The following is a 19,121-nucleotide window of genomic DNA, read 5'->3' as shown; positions in this document are numbered from 1 at the left end:
GGCAAGGGGTGGACACGAGGCCTCCGAGCTCCCCCAGCGAGCAGCCATTCGCGGGCAAAAATTCAAGGAAGTCAGGAACTTGAGCGACCTGCCGGGCACATGGTACGACCCCTGGCAGCCTGAATCATCTCGGCACGATTCCCCTCACGGAGCCGACGTCCCCATGAGCGAGCGCAACGATCTGCCCAGGATCCAGTCCTGGTCCTCCCCCGGTGTACCCGTGGCCTCCGTCACGCAGGGAGGAGCCCCCACCCGTCCGGGCGGCGGCGCCACCGATTCACTCGCTTCCAACCTCGCCACCTTCCCCGCCGCCCCCGCCAGCCCCGAGCAGGAGGCCCGCGAGCGCATCGCCTCCCTCGAGCGCGAGGCCCGTGCCCTCGGCGCGGATCCCCAGGCCGCCCTCCTCTTCCACGAGATCGGCCGCCTCTACGAGGATCCCCTCAAGAACCCGCGCAACGCCGCCATGGCCTACAACCAGGCCTACCGGCTCGCCCCCCGGTTCGTCTCCAACATCCGCGCCGCGCGCCGCCTCTTCGCCGACGTCGGCAACTGGCAGATGGCCGTGCAGCTGCTCGACGCCGAGCTGAACGCCACCGAGAACCCCGCCGATCGCGCCGCCCTCCTCTTCGAGAAGGGCACCCTCCTGGAGGAGCGGCTGTCCCGCGAGGCCGATGCCTCCTCCGCCTTCCGGATGAGTCTGGAGCTCGAGCCCCAGGATCTGGCGCTCCTCTCCCAGCTCGAGACGATCTTCGCCGCGCGCAATGACTACCCCTCGCTCGTCCAGGTGTACCGGCTGCTGGCCCGGACCCTGGAGAAGCCCTCCCTGCGCGCCCACTACCTCACCGCCGCGGGCCTCGTGCTCGAGGAGCGCATCAAGCGCGCCGACCTCGCCGCCACCTGCTTCCGCGAGGCCTTCGCGATGGACCGCGAGGACCTGCTCCTGCTCAACGCCCTCAAGCGCGTCGCCGTGCGCGAGGGCCGCGCCGAGGAGCTGCTCGAGGTCCTCACCGCCGAGGCCGAGGTGCTCGGGCCCCAGGGCGCCCCCGCCTGGCTCCAGCTGTGCAAGATGTACGAGCGGCTCGGGCGCAAGGAGGAGGCCCTCGCCGCCCTGATCGACGCCCGCCGCGTCAGCCCCCACGAGCCGCTCGTCCTCTCCGCGCTCGCCAACATCTACGAGACGCGCCAGCGCTTCGAGGAGCTCGCGGACGTGCTGCTCGTCTGGGTGGGCAGCATCAACGACGAGGGCGAGCTGGTCGCCATCAACCTCCGCCTCGCCGCCCTCTACGAGGAGGAGCTCAAGCGCGACCCGGACGCCATCGCCCGCTACCAGGCCATCATCGCCCGCATCCCGGGCCACGCCGCCGCGCTCGCCGGCCTGGGCAAGCTCTACTACCGCACCCAGAACTGGGAAGGCCTCGTCTCCGTCTTCGACGCCGAGAGCGCCGCCGCGCAGGATCCCAAGGAGAAGGCCGCCCGCATGTTCAAGGCGGCCGAGGTCCTCGAGGAGCGGCTCGGCCGCCAGGAGGAGGCCATCCAGCGCTACAACGCCTGCCTCCAGCTCCAGCCCGGCTACCTCCCCTCGCAGAAGGCCCTCACCCGCCTCTACGAGCGCCAGAACCGCTTCGCCGAGCTCGTCGCCATGTACGAGCAGGACCTGCTCCAGACGCAGGACCGCGATCAGATCATCACCACGCTCAACAAGGTGGCCCTCATCCACGAGGAGCGCCTGAACGACCTGGACCACGCCATCGAGTGCATGCAACGCATCCTCGACCTGGCGTCGGACCACCTGCCCACCATCCGCAACATGTCGCGGCTGCTCGAGCGCGCCGGGCGCTTCCAGGAGCTCATCCGCAACCAGGAGCTGGAGGCCTCGCTGGTGGGTGACACCAAGCAGGTGCTCTCGCTCTACCACCGCAACGCGGAGATCCTCGACGAGCACCTGAAGGACCGCGCCGGTGCCATCAGCGCCTACGAGCGCGTGCTGACGCTCTCGCCCTCGTACCTGCCCGCGCTCAAGGCGCTGGGCCGACTGTACGCGCAGGAGAGCAAGTGGGAGCAGCTCATGCGCATGTACCGGGCGGAGGCGGAGTTCGCCCCCACCCCCGAGGCCGCCGCCGCGCTCATCTACAAGATCGGCGAGCTGTGCGAGCACCGGCTCAAGGACGTGCACCAGGCGGTGGCCTCGTACCAGGAGGTGCTGACGCTGGCGCCGAGCCACTTTCCAGCGCTGCGCGCGCTGGCGCGGCTGTACAAGTCGCAGGGCGCCTGGGAGAGCCTCATCGAGGTGCTGCGCGCCGAGGCCGCCAACCGGACGGATCCCATGGAGCGCGCCAACGCCCTCTACCAGGCGGCCACCATCTGGGAGGACCAGCTCAAGCGGCCGGACATGGCCATCGGCGTCTTCCAGGAGGTGCTGCGGCTGGCACCGGGCCACACCGCCACGCTGCGCGCCCTGGAGCGGCTGTACCTGGCCGACGAGGACGTGAAGGAGCTGGTGGCCCTGCTGGATCGCGAGACGCAGGTGGGCCACACGGCGGGCGCCAAGGTGGCCGCGTACATGAAGCTGGCGCGGCTGTACCTGGACCACTTCCAGGAGCCCACGCGCGCGGCCCAGTGCTGCGAGGCGGTGCTGGCGCTGGAGCCCGGCCACCTGTCCGCCCTCAAGACGCTGGAGCGCATCCGCGCCGGAGACAAGGCGCGCCGCGGCGAGCTGCGCCTGCGCCTGTCCGAGATCGTCCCGGACGCGCGCCTGGGCACCGCGCTGCGCGTGAACGCCGCCACCGACCTGGACAAGGGCACCGACCTGGAGGCCCTCAAGCGCTCCGTGCTGGAGAACCCCCGGGACGTGCGGCTGGCCTTCGCCCTGGAGCGCGCCCTGCGGCAGGCGGGTGACGCGGCCGGGCTGTCCGAGCTCTACATCCGCCGCCTCTCGGTGGTGTCCGAGGAGTTGGAGCGCGTGGAGCTGATGCTGCGCTGCGCGGAGCTGGACGAGACGCGGCTGAACAACTCCACCCGCGCCGAGCAGGCCTACCGCGCGGTGTTGCAGGTGCAGCCCCAGTGCCTGCCCGCGATGCAGGGCCTGCGCCGCGTGCTGACCCGCCGCGGGGATGCCAACTCCGCCCGGCTGCTGCTGGAGACCGAGGCCCGCGTGAGCAGGGATTCGCGCGGTGCCATCGAGGCCTTCATCGCCGCGGCGCGGCTGGCCGCGGGACCGCTGCAGGACAGCGAGGGCGCCATCTCCCTGTATCGCCAGGCATTGGAGCGCGATCCGCTGGACGCCACGGCGACCGCGGGCCTGGAGGAGCTGCTGGCCTCGCGCGGAGGCGCGGTGGATCTGGCGGCGCTGCAGGAGCGGCGTGGCGAGGCCCGACAGGCCCAGGGCGATGCGGCAGCCGCCGCGGCGGCCTTCCTCGGGGCGGCGAAGACACACCTGTCCTCGCTGGGCAATCCGTCCCGCGCCCTGGAGCTGCTGGCCCGCGCCCTGTCCCTCCAACCGGCGAACCCGGAGGCCCTGGAGCTGCGCGCCCAGCTGCTGCTGGAGGAGCGCCAGTACGCCGAGGCCGCCTCGACACTCGCCCAGCGCATCCAGCTCGGCGGCGAGCCGTCCGCCCTGGCCCAGATGCACCTGACGCTGGGCTCGCTGTACCAGGACCACCTGTCCGAGCCCAGCCGCGCCGCGGTCCACCTGCACGCCGCGCGCGAGGGCATGCCCCAGAACACCGAGGCGCTGGAGCGCATGGCCACCCTCTTCCAGCAGGTGCACAACTGGGCGGGCGCGGTGGACTGCCTGCACCGGCTGCTCGAGCAGGAGCTCCCGGTGGCCGAGCGCGCGCGCCACACCGTGACGCTGGCGCAGATCCACGAGCAGGGGCTCGGTGACGGCGCCTCCGCGTCCACGCTGTACCGCCAGGCGCTGGAGCTCACCCCGGGCGACGCCACCCTCGTGGATCGGCTGGTGGACCTCTACGAGCGCGCCGGCAACCTGCCGGACCTGGCGCGGATGCTGGAGGCCCAGGCCGCCCAGGCGCAGAGCAGTGGGGACCTGAAGCGCGCGGCCTCGCTGCGGCTGAAGGTGGCGGACCTGTTCGCCGGCCCCCTGGAGGAGCCCGGGAAGGCGGTGACGCTGTACCGGCAGCTCGTCGACCTGGACTCGACGAACGTCCAGGCGCGCGCCTCCCTCGCGGGCCTGTACATGCGCGACGCGGCCTCGGCGCAGCTCGCCATCGAGGAGCACCGGCACATCCTCCGGTTGGATCCCACCCGGGTGGACAGCCTGCACTCGCTCTTCCGGCTGTGGGAGGGCCTCAAGCAGAACGACAAGGCCTTCTGCGCGGCGGCGGTGCTGCACTTCCTGCGCTCGGCCAACGAGGTGGAGGCGGCCTTCTACACGGAGGCCCGCAGCAGGTTGCCCCAGGAGACGCAGGAGCGGCTGGCCATCGCGGACGTGGACACGGGCCTGATGTACCCCACCTCGCGCGGACCGCTGCTCGAGGTGCTCCGGGCCGTGGGCGACCAGCTCGGCAAGATGTATCCGCCGCAGTTCGAGCTGCTCGGGGTGGACCGGAAGACGGACAAGCTCAAGCCGGACCACGCGGTGTTCAAGGCCGTGCGCGCCGTGGCGCAGGTGTTCGGCGTGGAGGAGTTCGAGGTGTACCAGGCCCGCCGCGGCCTCATCGCCCTGGAGACGGCCGAGCCGCTGGCCGTGTGCGTGGGCCAGGACGTGGTGCGCCGCTTCAACGTCCGCGAACAGAAGTTCCTCATCGGCCGCGCGGTGCTGGGCCTGCTGAACAAGACGGCGGTGCTCTCCAAGCTGTCCCGCGGTGAGACGGCGGATTTGTTCGGCAACTCGGTGCGCATCTTCGCCCCGCAGTTCACGGCGCTGGGGCGCAACAACGAGGAGCTGGTGCGGCAGTACCGCCGGGCCTACTCGCGCAAGGCGCTCAAGGCGCTGGAGCCGGCCGCCCTGGAGCTCGGACCGCAGTCGAAGGTGGAGCTGGAGCCCGTGGTGGAGGGCCTCGGCTACTCCGCGGACCGGGCGGGCCTGCTGATGTGCGGAGACGTGTCGGTGGGTCTCACCCTGGCGCTGCGCGAGGATCCGAACTTCGCCAACGTGCGCGTGGACCACGCCGAGCCCCTGATTCAAGCCCTGCGCGAGCGCACCGACCTCCAGCAGCTCCTGACCTACGCGCTGTCCGACGACTTCATGCGTCTGCGCCAGCGCCTCGGCTTCACGGTGTAGCCGGCGAGGAGGAGCAGGTTCCGTCCGGGAGGCTGTCCGCTTTTTCCGGGGGTATTCGTTGAAAGAGACGAATGCTCCAGGAGCTACCGTGCAGCCTCACCTCGTTCCCCTTCCGCCCCACCATGAGCGCGTCGTCCCCTGAGGGCGCGGCGGCCACGGTGACGGCCGCCTACCGGCAATACTTCCCCCTGCTGCGGAACAAGTGTTCCCGGGCCCTCGGCGACATGGCCGAGGCGGAGGAGGTGGCCCAGGAGACCTTCATCCGCCTGTGGCGCTCCGGCCTGGCCCTGCGCCCCCCGGGCGAGGTGGTGGCCTGGCTGTACTGGGTGAGCACGCGGCTGCTCATCGACAAGCTGCGCGCCCGCCAGCGCCGCCAGCCGGCGGAGATGTCCGCCGCATTGCAGGACACCACCGCCCACCCCGCCCCCAGCATCGAGTCCGTGCTCCAGGTGCGCCAGCAGCTCCAGGCCCTGGCGGCGAGCCTGCCGGCCGAGGAGCTCGAAGTGGCGCTGCTGCACCGGCTGGACGGCCTCACCCAGGCGGAGATCGGTGAAGTCACCGGCCTGTCGGATCGCACCGTGCGCCGCATCCTCACCCGCCTCGAGGCGCGGCTGGGGCCCTGGCGCGAGGAGGAACGATGAGCGCGCCCCACCCTTCCTTCCTGGCGCTGGATCGCGCCGCGGCCGGAGACATGACGGAGGAGATCCGGGCCCACCTGGCCAGCTGCCCTCGCTGCGCCGGGCACGTGGACGCCATGGGACGGCCTCCGCCGGTACCGTCCTGGGTCACCTCGCTCGCCGATGAGCCCCGGCGGCCCTCCCCTCTCCTCCGTTGGGTCCCCTGGGGCGCCGGCGCGCTGGCGGCGGTGCTCGCGCTGGTGCTCTGGGTACCACGGGGACTCGAGGAGACCCCGTCTCCGATGACGGGCATCCGCGCCAAGGGCGGCCCGGCGGTGGCCCTCTATGTGAAGCACGGCGACTCGGTGCGGCTGTGGGATGGCACGTCCCCGGTGGCCCCGGGAGACCTGCTGCGCCTCAAGGTGATGCCCGAGGGATTCACCTGGCTCACCGTGGCCGCGCCCGAGGGCGGCTCCTGGCAGGTGCTCCACGAGGGCCCGCTGAGCGCCCAGGGAGAGACCCTGCTGCCCACGAGCTGGCGCGTGGAGCCCGGTGACCAACCCGAGCGGCTCCTCGTCGTGCTCGGTCACGAGCCCCTCGCTCCCGAATCCCTGTCGCGCCTCGACACCGAGGCGCCCCGCACCACCGAAGTCTGGGTCCTTCCACTCACCCTCACCCAAACCTCCGTCCCATGAATTCCTTGATCGCCCTGTCGCTCGTGGCCCTCACCGCCGCGACTCCCACGCTCCCCGACTCCGCCAGCGTGAAACGTCTGGCGGTGGTGGTGGGCGCCAACCGCGCCGCTCCGGGACGTACCCCCCTGCGCTTCGCCTACCAGGACGCGCACGCGCTCGCGTCCGTCCTCGTCGATGCCGGACAGTTCTCCTCCGAGGACATCGTGGTGCTGGAGGACCCCGACCCCTCGCGTGTCCTCGCGGAGCTGGATGCGCGGCTGGCGCGGCTCGGGGCCGCCAGGGGTGAGGGGATGCTGCTCTTCTACTACTCGGGGCACTCGGACGAGCGGGCGCTCTACCCCAACGGCCAGCCGCTGGAGCTGAAGGCGCTCCGGACGCGGCTGGAAGACGGGCGGGCCGCGGTGCGCATCGGCATCCTCGATGCGTGCCAGGGCGGGAGCTGGACGCGGGCCAAGGGACTCAAGGCCGCGGAGCCCTTCGCGGTGGAGATGCCGATGGGCCTGACCAGTGAGGGCTCGGTGCTGCTGGCCTCGAGCACGGGCCAGGAGGCCTCGCACGAGACGGATGCGCTGCGGGGCTCCTTCTTCACCCACCACCTGGTGGCGGGTCTGCGTGGCGCGGCGGATCAGGGCGCCGACGGGCAGGTGACGGTGGGCGAGGCCTTCGCCTATGCGCGGCGCCTCACCATCCGGGACACGGCGATGCTCGGCGAGGCGGTGCAGCACCCCAGCTTCGACATGAAGCTGCGCGGGCGGCAGGATCTGCCCCTCACGCAGCTGGCCAGCGCGGGCAGCGCGATCGAGGTGCGGCAGCAGACGGGCCCCCTCCAGGTCATCCAACTGCAGACGGGCCTGGTGGTGCTGGAGTCCCCCGAGGGCCAGCGCGCCCTGCGCCTGGCGCTGCCGGTGGGCTCCTACCTGGTGCGCCGCAAGTCTCCGGAGGGGACGTTCGCGCGCGAGGTGGAGGTGAAGCCGGGCCAGGTGGTGACGGTGCACGAGGAGAACCTGGAGCTGGTGGGCGCGCCGGAGCTCGCCACCAAGCGCTTCTCGAAGCCGCTGGCCGCCACGCTCACGACGCTCCCGGCTGGCAACCACGCGGTGAGCCTGGGCGTGTACGTGTCGTATATGGGGAGTGGCCCCTGGGGCAGGACGATCGATCGATTCGAGCCCCTCCTGATGCCGACCTGGCGCGTGGGGCTGACCGACCGGCTGGAACTGACCGCACTGGATCTGCCCGCGTTCGGGCTCTCCTCCGAGAGGCCCCGGGTGAACCTGCCCACGCTGCGGCTCGCGTACCGCCTCGGCGAGGCGGGCCGATTCGAATTCGTGCCTCGGGTGGGAGTGCAGCCCTACACCCTGACCCCCAACCACTGGCCCACCTTCCTCGCGCTGAGAGCAAGCCTCGACACCCGGTGGTGGCTGTCGGGCTCCAGCAGCCTGCACGTAGGGCTGGGAGCGGCACACCCCATCCCCGTGCACTGGGACACGGTGGACCCGGACAGCACGCTGCTGACCCACGAAGGTCTCTCCGTGAACGTCGGCTACTCCATCACGCTGGCGGAGACGGTGACACTGGGGGCCGGCGTGTCCGTCCAGCACAGACCGACCCGGGTGCCCGATGGCTACGTACTGCCCCCTGGCGTCGACAGGGACCAGATCGCCAGAGGCGGGCTCCAGGTGACGCTGGGCGGCACCGCGACGGGCTTCCCTCTCGTCTCCGTCCACATCAACGAGCGATGGAGCGTCACGGCGGACGCCAGCGTGGGCATCACGAGTAGCGCGGTGTACAACAGCTACAGCGCCGGGGTGCTCGCCATCTTCTGACACCGGCGCGCCGGACCCGGAGCGCGCGCAAGCGCTCGTTGACGCTCGCGGGTGACGTCACTAGGGTCGCGCCGCCTCCCAGGAGCGACCCGATATGACCGTTTCCGCCATCTTCAATCCCGCGCGCTGGCGCGAGGTGGAAGGCTTCAAGTTCGAGGACATCACCTACCACCGCGCCGTGGAGCACGGCACGGTGCGCATCGCCTTCAACCGGCCCGAGGTGCGCAACGCCTTCCGGCCCAAGACGGTGGACGAGCTGTACACCGCGCTGGACCACGCGCGCATGACCACCGACGTGGGCTGCGTGCTCATCACCGGCAACGGGCCCTCCCCCAAGGACGGCGGCTGGGCGTTCTGCTCGGGCGGAGATCAGCGCATCCGCGGCAAGGACGGCTACAAGTACGAGGGTGACGAGGCCGGCAAGCCCGACGTGGGCCGCCTGGGCCGGCTGCACATCCTCGAGGTGCAGCGGCTGATCCGCTTCATGCCGAAGATCGTCATCGCCGTGGTGCCCGGGTGGGCGGCGGGCGGTGGGCACAGCCTGCACGTGGTGTGCGACATGACGCTGGCGAGCAAGGAGCACGCGCGCTTCAAGCAGACGGATCCGGACGTGGCGAGCTTCGACAGCGGCTATGGCTCGGCGCTGCTCGCGCGGCAGGTGGGCCAGAAGAAGGCGCGGGAGATCTTCTTCCTGGGGCTCGACTACACGGCGGATCAGGCCGCCGCCATGGGAGCCATCAACCTGTCGGTGCCGCACGAGCAGCTCGAGGACGTGGCCCTGGAGTGGGCGGGCATCATCAACTCCAAGAGCCCCACGGCGATGCGCATGCTGAAGTACGGCTTCAACCTGCCGGACGACGGCATGGTGGGCCAGCAGCTCTTCGCGGGCGAGGCGACGCGGTTGGCCTATGGCACCGAGGAGGCCCAGGAAGGCCGCGACGCCTTCGTGGAGAAGCGCGAGAAGAACTTCAAGCGCTTCCCCTGGCACTACTGAGGGCCGGGCTCCAGCCATCCACGGGTGGATGACGGGGGCGGAGACCCACACCCCCACCCACACCCACAGGGGGAGGGGGGGGGTGGGTACCCTCACCCCGTCCCTCTCCCGAAGGGAGAGGGACGGGGGGCTCAGGCTTGCGCGATCTGCCCGAGGTTGCTCTTCGCCTTCTCGATGTCTCCCTCGTGCTTCAGCACCAGGTTCAATGTCGCCGCCACCAGATCCGGTGTCAGTGACTCCGCGTTCAGCAGCGCCAGGCTTTGTACCCAGTCCAGCGTCTCGCTGATCGACGGCGATTTCTTCAGGTCCAGCTTCCGGATCGCCGCCACCGCCTCCACCACCTGCTCCGCCAGCGTCCTCGACACCTCCGGCAGCCGGCTCCGGATGATCCGCAGCTCCCGCTCTCGATCCGGGAAGTCGATGTGCAGGTGCAGGCACCGCCTCTTCAAGGCGTCCGACAGCTCCCTCGCGTTGTTCGACGTCAGCACCACCCGCGGCACGTGCTTCGCCTTGAACGTCCCCAGCTCCGGAATCGTCACCGCGTTGTCCGACAGCACCTCCAGCAGGAAGGCCTCGAACTCCGGATCCGCTTTGTCGATCTCGTCCACCAACAGCACCGCCGGCTTGTCCGACAGCAGTGCTTTCAGCACCGGTCTCGGCAGCAGGAACCGTTCCGAGAAGAACACCGCGTCGCTCGTCGCCAGCCGGTCCGCCGCCTCGTTCAGCGTCCCCGCCCCCTGCACCATCTCCCCGATCTTGTCCTTCAACAGCTGCGTGTAGAGCAGCTGCTTGGCGTACTCCCACTCGTAGAGCGCCTTCGCCTCGTCCAGGCCCTCGTAGCACTGCAGGCGGATGAACTCCCGCCCCAGCGCCTGCGCCAGTGCCTTCGCCAGCTCCGTCTTTCCCACCCCCGCCGGGCCCTCCACCAGGATGGGTTTCTCCAGCCGGTCCGCCAGGAAGCTCGTCGTGGCGATCTCCGGTGAGGGCAGATATCCCACCTGCTCGAGGCGCTTCTCCGCGTCCTCCACGCTGCTCAGGGGGCGCGATTCGATCTTGGGGGAGGGGGTGCTCACGCCCCTGAACTTAACCGAAGGGATTTCAGCCCTCTGCGGCAAAAATGCCAGACCTGCCGCCTTTTCCCCACGTCCCTTCCGGTCGCTCTCTGTCCAAGTGACCGGAACGACTTTGGAATTTATTTACACACCGTGGGCATACGACGTGCAATAGAGCGCCGCGTTCAGTCCTCGGAGGCGGCGGTCATGTCCTGGTTGTGGCGGATGATGTTGGTGGTGGCGGTGGCCCTGATCCCCGGAGCCTTCGTGCTGCTGCTGGCCTATGTCGCCTCGAGGACCCTGTGTGAGCGCTGGCGGCTGGCCCAGGTGCAGGCCCAGTCCAACGGCACCCCCATCTCCTTCCGCGACGTGGTCGCCACCCTCGAGCTCAAGGACCTGGTCCGCCAGGCCCGGGCCGCGTTGTAAGGCGCGGGGCTCGTCGGCAGGGGCGCTGAGACGACACGGCCGCGCGCGGCTCGGAAGCCACGCGCGGCCGGTGAACCTCACCTGTCGAACCTCACCTCAGGACTTGTCCAGCTCGTCCACGAGCGAGGTCCAGTCCGCCTCGTCCGAAGCCGCGGCCGGCTCCTGCGGAATCTGCATCACCACGGTGCGCTCGGAGACCTCCTCGACGGGAGGAGGCGCCGCGGTGCGCTTCACGGTGTTCTTCGCCGCGGCCGGACGCGCGGCCGCACGGGCCGGTGCCGGAGCGGCGGGCGTGACGGGGTTGAGCTGCGTGGTGACGAGGCTCTCGTCCTCCTCGGCAGGAGCGGCCTTCGCGGCACCCGCCTTGGCGGCCGGGGTCCCCGGCGTGGACGTGGGCGACTTCGTCTTGTAGCGGGCCAGCTCCAGCTCGGCGACCTTGAGGGCCTTGCTCTTCTCCTGCACCGACTGCTGCAGGCGGGTGATCTCCTGGGCCTTCAGGGCGTCGCGGCGCTCCAGCTCCGCCTTCTGACGGGCGGCCACTTCCTCGAGCTCCTTCTGCTGCCGGGCCTCCAGCTCCTTGCGCTCCTTGGCGGCGGCGGCGAGCTTCGTCGCGGCCTCGTTGGCCTTGGCGTCCGCGGCGGCCAGCTTCGCGTTGAGCTCCTTCTCCGCGCGTGCCTTCGCGCCCGCCGCGTTCTCCACGGCCATCTCGAGCTCCTGGATCTTCTTCGCGCGGGCGGTGAGCTGGTTCTGCGCCTCCTTCACCTTCCCGTCGGCCTCGGCCACGCGGGCCTGGGCCTCCTGGTTGGCCTGCGCGATGCGGGCCTCGGCCTGCGCCAGCTTCTTCGCCAGCTCGTCCGTCGCGCGCTTCGCCTCGGCGCGCTCCTGGGCCTGGGCCTGCTGGAACGCCTGGAGCTGCGCCTGGGCATCGCCGAGCTGCGCGGCGAACCCATCCCGCTCGGACTGCAGCTTCGCCTGGGCGTTGCCCGCGGTGCGCAGCTGCTCTTCCCGCGCGGCGATCTGCTTGCGCGCGTTGTCCAGCTCCGAGTTGAGGGCGCCGGCCTGACGGGTGAGCTCGTCGAGCTGACGCTTCGCCTGCTCCGCGTCCTGCTGGCGGCGGGCATCGAGCGCCTTGAGCTGCTCGTTGCGCGTGGTCAGCTCGCGGGACAGGGAGTCGCGCTGGCGCTCCTTCTCCTGGGTGACCGTGTTGAGCTTCTCGAACGTGTCCGACAGCTCGCGCTGCTTGGCGGCCGAGTCCTTCTCCAGGAACTCGATGCGGCGCTGCGACTCCGCGGTGAGCGCGTTGAAGCGCTCCTCCAGCCGGTGGCGCTCGTCCTCGGACTCCGACAGCTGCGAGCTGAGCTGGGTGACCTCGGCCACGCGGCTGCCCAGCTCCTGCTTGGTGAGGAAGAGCTGCTCCTCGAGCTCCTGGCCCTGATCGCGCGCCTGGGCGAGCTGGGCCTCCAGCTCCGCCTGGGTGGCGGACGCCTGCTGCTGCGTCTGCGCGTGGGCAGCCTGCTCGCTGGCGAGCGCGTCGCGCGTGGCGGCCAGGCCTCCCTGCGTCTCGGCCAGCTCGTTGCGCACCAGGCTGAGCTGCTCGGAGAGCTCCTCCTCCATGGCGGCCTTGAGGGCCTCGGTCTCCTGCAGGACACCGTTGACGCGGGTGATCTCCTGCTGCGCGGCCTCCAGCTCGCCGCGGGTGGAGGCGAGGGCCTCCTCGGTGCGAGACAGCAGCCCCTGCGTCTCGACGAGCGACTGGGAGGTGGCCTCCAGCTCGCCGCGGGTGGTGGAGAGCGTCTCCTCGGTCGCGGCGAGCGTGTTCTGCGTCTCGGCCAGCGTCTGCGAGGTGGCTTCCAGCTCGCCACGGGTGCTCGCCAGGGCCTCCTCGGTCGCGGTGAGCCGGCCCTGCGTGTCGGCCAGGGTGGCCTGCGTCTCGGTGAGCGTCTGGGTGGTGGCCTCGAGCTCGCCACGGGTGCTCGCCAGGGTCTCCTCGGTCGCGGCGAGGCGGCCCTGCGTGTCGGCCAGGGTGGCCTGGGTGTCGGCGAGGGTGCCCTGCGTCTCGGCCAGCGTCTGGGCGGTGGCCTCGAGCTCGCCACGGGTGGAGGCCAGGGCCTCCTCGGTCGCGGCGAGGCGGCCCTGCGTGTCGGCCAGGGTGGCCTGCGTCTCGGTGAGCGTGCCCTGCGTCTCGGCCAGCGTCTGCGAGGTGGCGTCCAGCTCGCCGCGAGTCGTGGCGAGCGTCTCCTCGGTCTGGGCGAGCGTGCTCTGCGTCTCGGTGAGCGTCTGCGAGGTGGCGTCCAGCTCGCCGCGCAGGTTGGAGATCTGCGTGTCGCGGTCGGCGACGGCCTCGTTGAGCGCCTGGATCTGGCCGTTGAGCTCGGCCTCCAGGGCGTCCTTGGCCGCCTCCAGCTCGTTGCGAGCCTGGGTGAGGGCCTCGAGCTCGCCCGTCAGCTCGGCCTCGCGGTCGGCCAGGTGGGCCTTGAGGGCCTCGACCTCGCCCTCCAGCTCACCGACGCGCTCCATCTGCTGTTGGATGCTGGCGTTGAGCTCGGCCTCGTGGTGCTCGTTGCGGGCGATGGTCTCCTGCAGCTCGCGCTCGAGCGTGGCGACCTTGGCCTCGCGCTCCTCCAGCCGCTGGGTGAGATCGCTCTCCAGCGCGTCCTTGTCCTGCTGCAGCTGGTCGCGCTCGCCCGTCATGCGGGCCAGATCCGACTCCAGGCCGGCGATCTGCTCGTTGAGCCGGGCCTCGAGCGCGTTGCGCTCGTCCGTGATGCGGACGATCTCCGCGTCGGCCTGGGCGCCGTGCTCCTCGGCCGCGGTGGCGCGCGCCTCGAGGTTGCGCACCGTGGTGTCGCGCTCCTGCTCCGTCTGCGCCAGCCGCTCCTGCAGCGCCTGGATCTCCCCGTTCAGCTCGGCGTAGTGCTGATCGCGCGCGCTGATGGTGTGGGCCAGCTCGCCCTCGAGACCCTCGATGCGCTGGTGGCGGCGGGCCAGCTCGGCCTCGTGCGCCTGCACCGTCTCGGTGAGCTTCTGCTCCTTGACCTCGAACTCGAGGGTGACGATGCCCAGGTGCTTCTCGAGCTTGTCGTACTCCTCGCGGGCGTGATCCAGCTCCTGCGCGCGGCGCGACAGCTCGTCATCGCGGCTGGACACCTCGCGGCGAAGGACGTTGATGTCCTTCTCCTTGGAGGCCACCACCTCGATGAGATCCTTCTCCGCGGAGAACTTCTGCAGGAGCAGGTCGTCCACGGTCGCGCCGTGCTCGCGCTCCTTCTGGAGCATGCCCTGCTGGGCCTCGTTGAAGCGCCGCAGCAGGTCATCCACCTGCATCTTCAGGCCCTGCAGCTCCACGTCCTTCTCGTGGAGCCGGTCCTCGACGGACAGCAGCTCGCGCTCGCGGACGTTCCAGATCTCCGAGATGCGGGCGATCTGCGCCTCGCGCGTCTTCAGCTCGTCGCGCAAGAGCTGCACCTTGCCCTCGGGCGTGCCCATCAGGTCACGCCGCGGAGGCGGGCGCTTGAGCTGACGCGACTCGGCGAGCAGCTCCGCCTTGCGGTCCGCGATGGACTGGAAGGAGCGCTCCAGGAAGCCGCGATCCTCCTCGGTGATGGCGCTGCGGCGCTCGCGCTTGGGCAGCCGGGGCGGGCCGCCAGCGGGATTGGGAGCACCCTTCAGCGGCGGCGGCATGGCCGGCGAACCGTCACCCGGGCCCGCGGCCTGCTGCGGTGCGTCTTCCTCCGGCGGCACGATGCCGACGCTCATCGAGGCGAGCTCGCCCATCTCGAAGGGAATGAGGAGGTAGCCATCCGCGGCACCCGGCGTCTGGCGGTGCTGGTTGAGCCCCTCCATGCCCGTATCCGAGGACAGCAGCAGGACGCGGAGGTTCTGCCCCCACTTGCCCTTCTTGATCTGCCCGCAGAGGGTGAAGCCGGATTGATCCGGCAGCTCAGCCCGGACGACGACGAGATCCGGCTTGCGCTTCTCCATCTCGCGCTGTGCGTCAGCGGCGGTTGCCGCCATGGCCGTTTGATAACCCGCGCTCTTGAGCACGGTGGCCATGCTGAGGGCGAAGTCGTTCTGGTTTTCGACGATGAGGACCCGGCGCTCCATGCAGCCCTTTGACCCAAGAAAAGTGCAATGAAAACCGGCACATCCTAGGCACGCGCGGCGAGGCTTGGAAAGTTTCCATGCCAAGCTCGGTTGGCTGCTGCACGAGTTTCAACTCATGAGGGCTTGGTACGGACACTCCCCTGGGCCTTCGGAGCGGGTGGGGGAGTGGGCTCCTCGTCGCGTCCGGGCATGGTGGTGGGGGGTGTATGTCGGGCGAAGTGGGTGCCCTCGGGAGGGCAGTACCCATGGGCCAGCTGGGCGAACCACGGGCTCAACCGCGACTCCGGCGGCTCTCGCGGGGGCGCTTCCGGGGTCTCGGCCTCGTGGATCTCCGCGCTGCTGATCTCCTCCAGATCCTCCAGGGGTTGTGCCTGAAGAGGTGTCGCAGCGCCCTCTACCTCCTGGATCTCCTCGGCCTCGGCCTCGGAGATCTCCTCGGGCTCCTCGACCGGGGCTGGGGCACGCGCGACCCGGGGGGGAAGGGCGGGGGCATCCACCGGCGTGAGGAGCGGTGGAGGCATGGGACGGGAGCCGCTGGGCGGGCGGGCCCGTGGAGGCAGCGGGGGGATGGCCAGAGACGGACGTGGAGGCAGGCGCGGGGGCCCCTCCACGGGCAGGAGCACGGGAGGCTCGGCGGATTTCGAGGCGGGGCGCTCGTCCTTGCGGGGAGGCAGCGCGGGAGGCCGCGCCGGTGCGGCTTCGGGCGCGGTGGCGGGCCGGTTCTCGGAGGACACCGTCCGGGTGAGCAGGCTCGCGCGGGGCGGGAGGGCGGGCGGAGTCGTCACGGGCGTCTGCTCGGAGGAGGGTGGGCGCGAGCGTTCGCTGGCGGGAGCGGGGGCGGGGGCGGGAGCGGGGGGCTCGCGCAGGGGAAGGCCCAGCACCACGGGGGGCTCGGTCGAGCGCACCTCCTGCTCGGTGAGCGCGCTCTCCGAGGTGGAAGAGGGCTCGCGCAGGGGAAGCCCCATCACCACGGGGAGGTCGGGCCGCCCGGCCGCGGGCTCGGTCTTCACCAGGCGCGTGTCGACGCCCGGCTCCTGTTCCTGGAGGATGTGGCCCGCGACGAGCGGCAACTCCTCGCGGGCGGGGGCGTGGTTCGGGTCCGTGTCCGGGACGGGCTCGCTCACGGGGTGCGGCTCGCGAGGGGCCTTGGGGGCGGGCTCCGGCTCCGCGCTCACCGTTCCCTCGAGCGCGAGGACGCGGTTGGTGGGCGTGCCCGTCATCATCGTCAGATGGATTTCGGGCTCGGAGGCGGCCCCCGGCGTCACCGGCCGCTTCCCGAGCAGGCCGTCATAGATGTCCAGGAGCTGGCCGCGGATGAGCCCCGCGTCGAGCCACTGCTCCGCGTAGGTCCGGGCCTGCTTGCCGAGGGCGACGCGCCGGGGCACGTCGCGGGCCAGCTCGATGATGCGGTCGGCGAGGGCCTGGGGATCCCCCGGTGTGTAGAAGACGCCGGCGGCGGCGGGGACGAGCTCGCGGGTCACCGGCAGGTCGGAGGCGAGCACCGGGCGGCCGGCGGCGAGGTACTCGGACACCTTGGAGAGCGCGCCGCCCTGCACCCGGTTGCGGTCCACATCATCGAGCGGCAGCACGCCCACGTCCGCGAGCGCGAGCAGCTTGGCCACGTCGTCATGGGCCACGGGGGGTTGGAACTCGACGTGCTTGCCGAGCCCCAGCTCGGAGACGAGGTCCTCCAGATGGGGCTGCCAGTCCGGGTGGCGCGCGCCCACCAGCGTGAGGCGCACGTCCACCTCGCGCACCGCCAGTGCGAGTCCCCTCATGAGCCCCGCCAGACCCTGCCAGGCCACCTGGCTGCCCAGGTACATCATCCGCATGGGCTCGCTGCCATCCGGCGCCCCGAGCGCCTCGGGCGCGTAGGGCCCCAGGTCCACCGGCGCGCGCACCACACGCACCGACTCCTGGCCCACGCCCAGCGAGTGGATGAAGGAGCGCGTGGTGGGTGAGCCGGTGATGACCAGGTCCGCGTTCATCAGGCAGAACAGCTCCTGACGGCGGGCCTTGGAGAGGAACTTCTTGTCTCCCTCGAGCTGCGGGTGCGTGTAGCGCAGCTCCTGGGACGGGAAGCCCTGGGCCTCGTAGACGAGGCGGTAGCCGTAGTCCCCCTTGAGCTCGCACAGGGCGTAGCCGCCGAAGGGATCCGTGAAGTGGACGAGCGCGTACTCCTCGCTCTCCAGCTGACGGCGCACGGCGCGCTCGAAGGCCTGGATGCGCGAGGCGATGTCCCCCGAGCCCACCGGCACGCGGAGGAGGCGCGCCCCCTGATATTTCTCGATGTGCGAGTGGTCCGGCGTCTTGACCGAGAGCACCACCACCGAGAACCGATCGGGCAATGCCTTCAAATACTCGGTCACCCGGCGCGAGGAACCAGACGGGCCGGGGATGACATCGAAGCTGCACAGCAGGAGTCTGGGCAGGTCGCTCAAGGCGGACCGGAGGATACAGAGGCGGCTCCCGGCTTGTCACTGTCCCCCCGCCTCCACCTGGGGTACGACCAAAGAACAGAAGTGAAATCGTTCGTTGACCCTCGCGGCCCTGTCGACCTAAGCCGGAATCCGCCTATGGCCGACCTCAAGAGCGTCACGGTGGAATACCTGCGGGAGCTCGCGCGCAAGCATCTGGGACGCGGGCATAGCAAGCTCAAGACCAAGAAGGACCTCCTCGATGCACTGGCCAGGCTGGTGCCGGGGCTCGCGAAGCGCGCGGGCGGCGAGGAGTCGGAGACCGCGAAGGCGGACGGGAAGGCGGGGCGTTCCTCCGCCGGGCAGTCCGTCAGGAAGCAGGTCCAGGAGAAGGTGGAGCGGGCCCGGGAGAAGGTGAAGGAGACCCGGGAGAAGGTGAAGGGGGCCCGCAAGGCCCCGGGGGCCGTCTCGGCGGCCTCTCGCACCGAGAAGCCCGAGGAGCGTCCGGCGCAGCCCATCGCTCCGGAGCGGGCCCTGCCCGGGGACGACGACGAGAAGACGCCCATCCACCCCACGCCCCGGCCCGCCGAGGTGGTCAACTTCCCGCCCAAGCCCAAGCCCTCGGGGGGCCGGGCGTCGAGGGACGACGAGCCCACCCTCACGAGTCCTCCGGCTCCCTTCCTTCCCCCACCCCCCGTCCACGCGGAGCCGCCCGCCCACGCGGAGCCGCCCGCCCACGCGGGGCAGCACGCCGCGGAGCCGCTGGTGGAGGGCTTCTTCGTGGCGCGCATCGCGGGTGAGCAGGAGGCCTTCCGCCACCACCTCACCGAGTCGCAGCGCCGCCGGCCCGTCGAGGCGCTCGGCTCGCCGGATTACGACGAGCGGCTCGGCGATCTGTCGATGGACTACGAGGACGACACGGCCCTGCTGATGCCGCGCGATCCGCACACGCTCTTTCTCTGCTGGGACTTCAGCGCCGAGGCCCGGCGCCGGGCCCTGGGCGGGCTGGAGTCCCCGCGAGCCGTGTTGCGCGTCTACGACGACGGCGACGTGCTGGTGCGGGTGATCGACGTCGCGCTCGAGTCGCGCAGCTACTACATCCACGGGCTGCCCCCGGGCAGGCCCTACCGCGTGGAGGCCCACTTCGTCGGCGCTTCCGGCCGCTCGCGCCGCATCGGGCACTCCTCCAACCGCGTCTTCCTGCCGCCCGCGGGTCCGTCCGAGGACACCTCGGTGCGCTTCCTGCGCATGCCGCCCGTCACCGCCCCGAAGGTCAGCGTGGAGGCGGTGGCCGCCACCGCGCCCACCCGCACCGCGGACGTCGAGGAGCGCGACTACATCACCTGGCGCCGCGTGGCCCTGCCGGGCAGCGGTGGCTTCGAGGACATCCCCGAGCGTCACCGGGAGCGCGTCGGTCCCGGTGGCCCCGGCGCGCCGGGCGAGGGTGCGCCCCAGCAGGAGTACATGGACGTCGTCCGCCGCGCCGAGGGCTCCTCGGAGCAGTGGGCGGGGCTGCGGGACATGGTGGGCTCCTCCGAGCAGCGGGCCTGGTCTTACGGCGTCGGGGCGTCCTCCGAGCAGCGGACGTGGTCCCAGGGTCCCGGTGGTTCCTCGGATCAGCGGACGTGGTCCCAGGGCGGCGCGGGTGGGTCCTCCGAGCAGTGGGTCTGGGCGTATGGACCGGCGGGGGCTGTCTCCGAGTCGTGGGCGTGGTCACGCCCATCCTCCTCGGGTCAGGGCCGATAGGGGAA

At 71.1% G+C, this 19,121-nt stretch carries 10 protein-coding genes; 7 read left to right on the top strand and 3 right to left on the bottom strand.

Annotation, left to right across the window (positions count from 1 at the left end):
- Positions 1–163: 163 nt before the first annotated feature.
- From NR810_RS26855 to NR810_RS26835, 5 genes are all read left to right on the top strand, one after another.
- The gene (locus NR810_RS26855) at positions 164–5,242 is read left to right on the top strand and encodes a tetratricopeptide repeat protein (RefSeq protein WP_257456469.1); all 5,079 of its coding nucleotides are present in this window, start codon (positions 164–166) and stop codon (positions 5,240–5,242) included.
- A 71-nt stretch (positions 5,243–5,313) separates the two neighbouring features.
- Entirely contained in the window at positions 5,314–5,883 is a 570-nt protein-coding gene (locus NR810_RS26850) for an RNA polymerase sigma factor (protein ID WP_257456468.1), read from the top strand.
- A complete protein-coding gene (locus tag NR810_RS26845; protein ID WP_257456467.1) occupies positions 5,880–6,554 on the top strand; it encodes a zf-HC2 domain-containing protein in 675 nt (224 codons plus the stop codon). Before NR810_RS26850 ends, NR810_RS26845 begins: the two co-directional genes overlap by 4 nt.
- Positions 6,551–8,377 (top strand): caspase family protein, encoded by a 1,827-nt coding sequence (locus tag NR810_RS26840; RefSeq protein WP_257456466.1) that lies wholly within the window; start codon positions 6,551–6,553, stop codon positions 8,375–8,377. The genes NR810_RS26845 and NR810_RS26840 overlap by 4 nt, the downstream gene beginning before the upstream one ends.
- A gap of 94 nt (positions 8,378–8,471) precedes the next feature.
- Positions 8,472–9,371 (top strand): 1,4-dihydroxy-2-naphthoyl-CoA synthase, encoded by a 900-nt coding sequence (locus NR810_RS26835; RefSeq protein ID WP_257456464.1) that lies wholly within the window; start codon positions 8,472–8,474, stop codon positions 9,369–9,371.
- A 131-nt stretch (positions 9,372–9,502) separates the two neighbouring features.
- Here the strand turns inward: NR810_RS26835 and NR810_RS26830 are convergent, their stop codons facing one another.
- The gene (locus NR810_RS26830; RefSeq protein WP_257456462.1) at positions 9,503–10,444 is read right to left on the bottom strand and encodes an AAA family ATPase; all 942 of its coding nucleotides are present in this window, start codon (positions 10,442–10,444) and stop codon (positions 9,503–9,505) included.
- Positions 10,445–10,630: 186 nt separating this feature from the next.
- Between NR810_RS26830 and NR810_RS26825 the strand changes: the two genes are divergently transcribed.
- Complete coding sequence (locus NR810_RS26825) at positions 10,631–10,849, top strand: hypothetical protein (protein ID WP_257456461.1); 219 nt, start codon at positions 10,631–10,633, stop codon at positions 10,847–10,849.
- A gap of 96 nt (positions 10,850–10,945) precedes the next feature.
- On the opposite strand, the gene NR810_RS26820 is transcribed toward NR810_RS26825, so the two are convergent.
- Both NR810_RS26820 and NR810_RS26815 read right to left on the bottom strand, forming a co-directional pair.
- Positions 10,946–14,953, bottom strand: coding sequence for a response regulator (locus tag NR810_RS26820; RefSeq protein ID WP_257456460.1), 4,008 nt, complete (start codon positions 14,951–14,953; stop codon positions 10,946–10,948).
- A 113-nt stretch (positions 14,954–15,066) separates the two neighbouring features.
- Positions 15,067–17,394: a glycosyltransferase gene (locus NR810_RS26815; protein ID WP_257456459.1), complete on the bottom strand. Its 2,328-nt coding sequence runs from the start codon at positions 17,392–17,394 to the stop codon at positions 15,067–15,069.
- 135 nt (positions 17,395–17,529) lie between these two features.
- Between NR810_RS26815 and NR810_RS26810 the strand changes: the two genes are divergently transcribed.
- A complete protein-coding gene (locus tag NR810_RS26810) occupies positions 17,530–19,116 on the top strand; it encodes a DUF4912 domain-containing protein (RefSeq protein ID WP_257456457.1) in 1,587 nt (528 codons plus the stop codon).
- Positions 19,117–19,121 lie beyond the last annotated feature (5 nt).

Origin of the sequence: Archangium lipolyticum (assembly GCF_024623785.1) — a bacterium.
Lineage (GTDB): Bacteria > Myxococcota > Myxococcia > Myxococcales > Myxococcaceae > Archangium > Archangium lipolyticum.
This window is presented reverse-complemented; position numbering and strand designations above follow the sequence as displayed.

Bases quoted from the DNA above. Each gene is read 5' to 3' on its own strand.
- NR810_RS26850 (WP_257456468.1), top strand. From the start codon at position 5,314: ATGCTCCAGGAGCTACCGTGCAGCCTCACCTCGTTCCCCTTCCGCCCC.
- NR810_RS26820 (WP_257456460.1), bottom strand. From the start codon at position 14,953: ATGGAGCGCCGGGTCCTCATCGTCGAAAACCAGAACGACTTCGCCCTC.
- NR810_RS26810 (WP_257456457.1), top strand. From the start codon at position 17,530: ATGGCCGACCTCAAGAGCGTCACGGTGGAATACCTGCGGGAGCTCGCG.
- NR810_RS26825 (WP_257456461.1), top strand. From the start codon at position 10,631: ATGTCCTGGTTGTGGCGGATGATGTTGGTGGTGGCGGTGGCCCTGATC.
- NR810_RS26855 (WP_257456469.1), top strand. From the start codon at position 164: ATGAGCGAGCGCAACGATCTGCCCAGGATCCAGTCCTGGTCCTCCCCC.
- NR810_RS26845 (WP_257456467.1), top strand. From the start codon at position 5,880: ATGAGCGCGCCCCACCCTTCCTTCCTGGCGCTGGATCGCGCCGCGGCC.
- NR810_RS26840 (WP_257456466.1), top strand. From the start codon at position 6,551: ATGAATTCCTTGATCGCCCTGTCGCTCGTGGCCCTCACCGCCGCGACT.
- NR810_RS26835 (WP_257456464.1), top strand. From the start codon at position 8,472: ATGACCGTTTCCGCCATCTTCAATCCCGCGCGCTGGCGCGAGGTGGAA.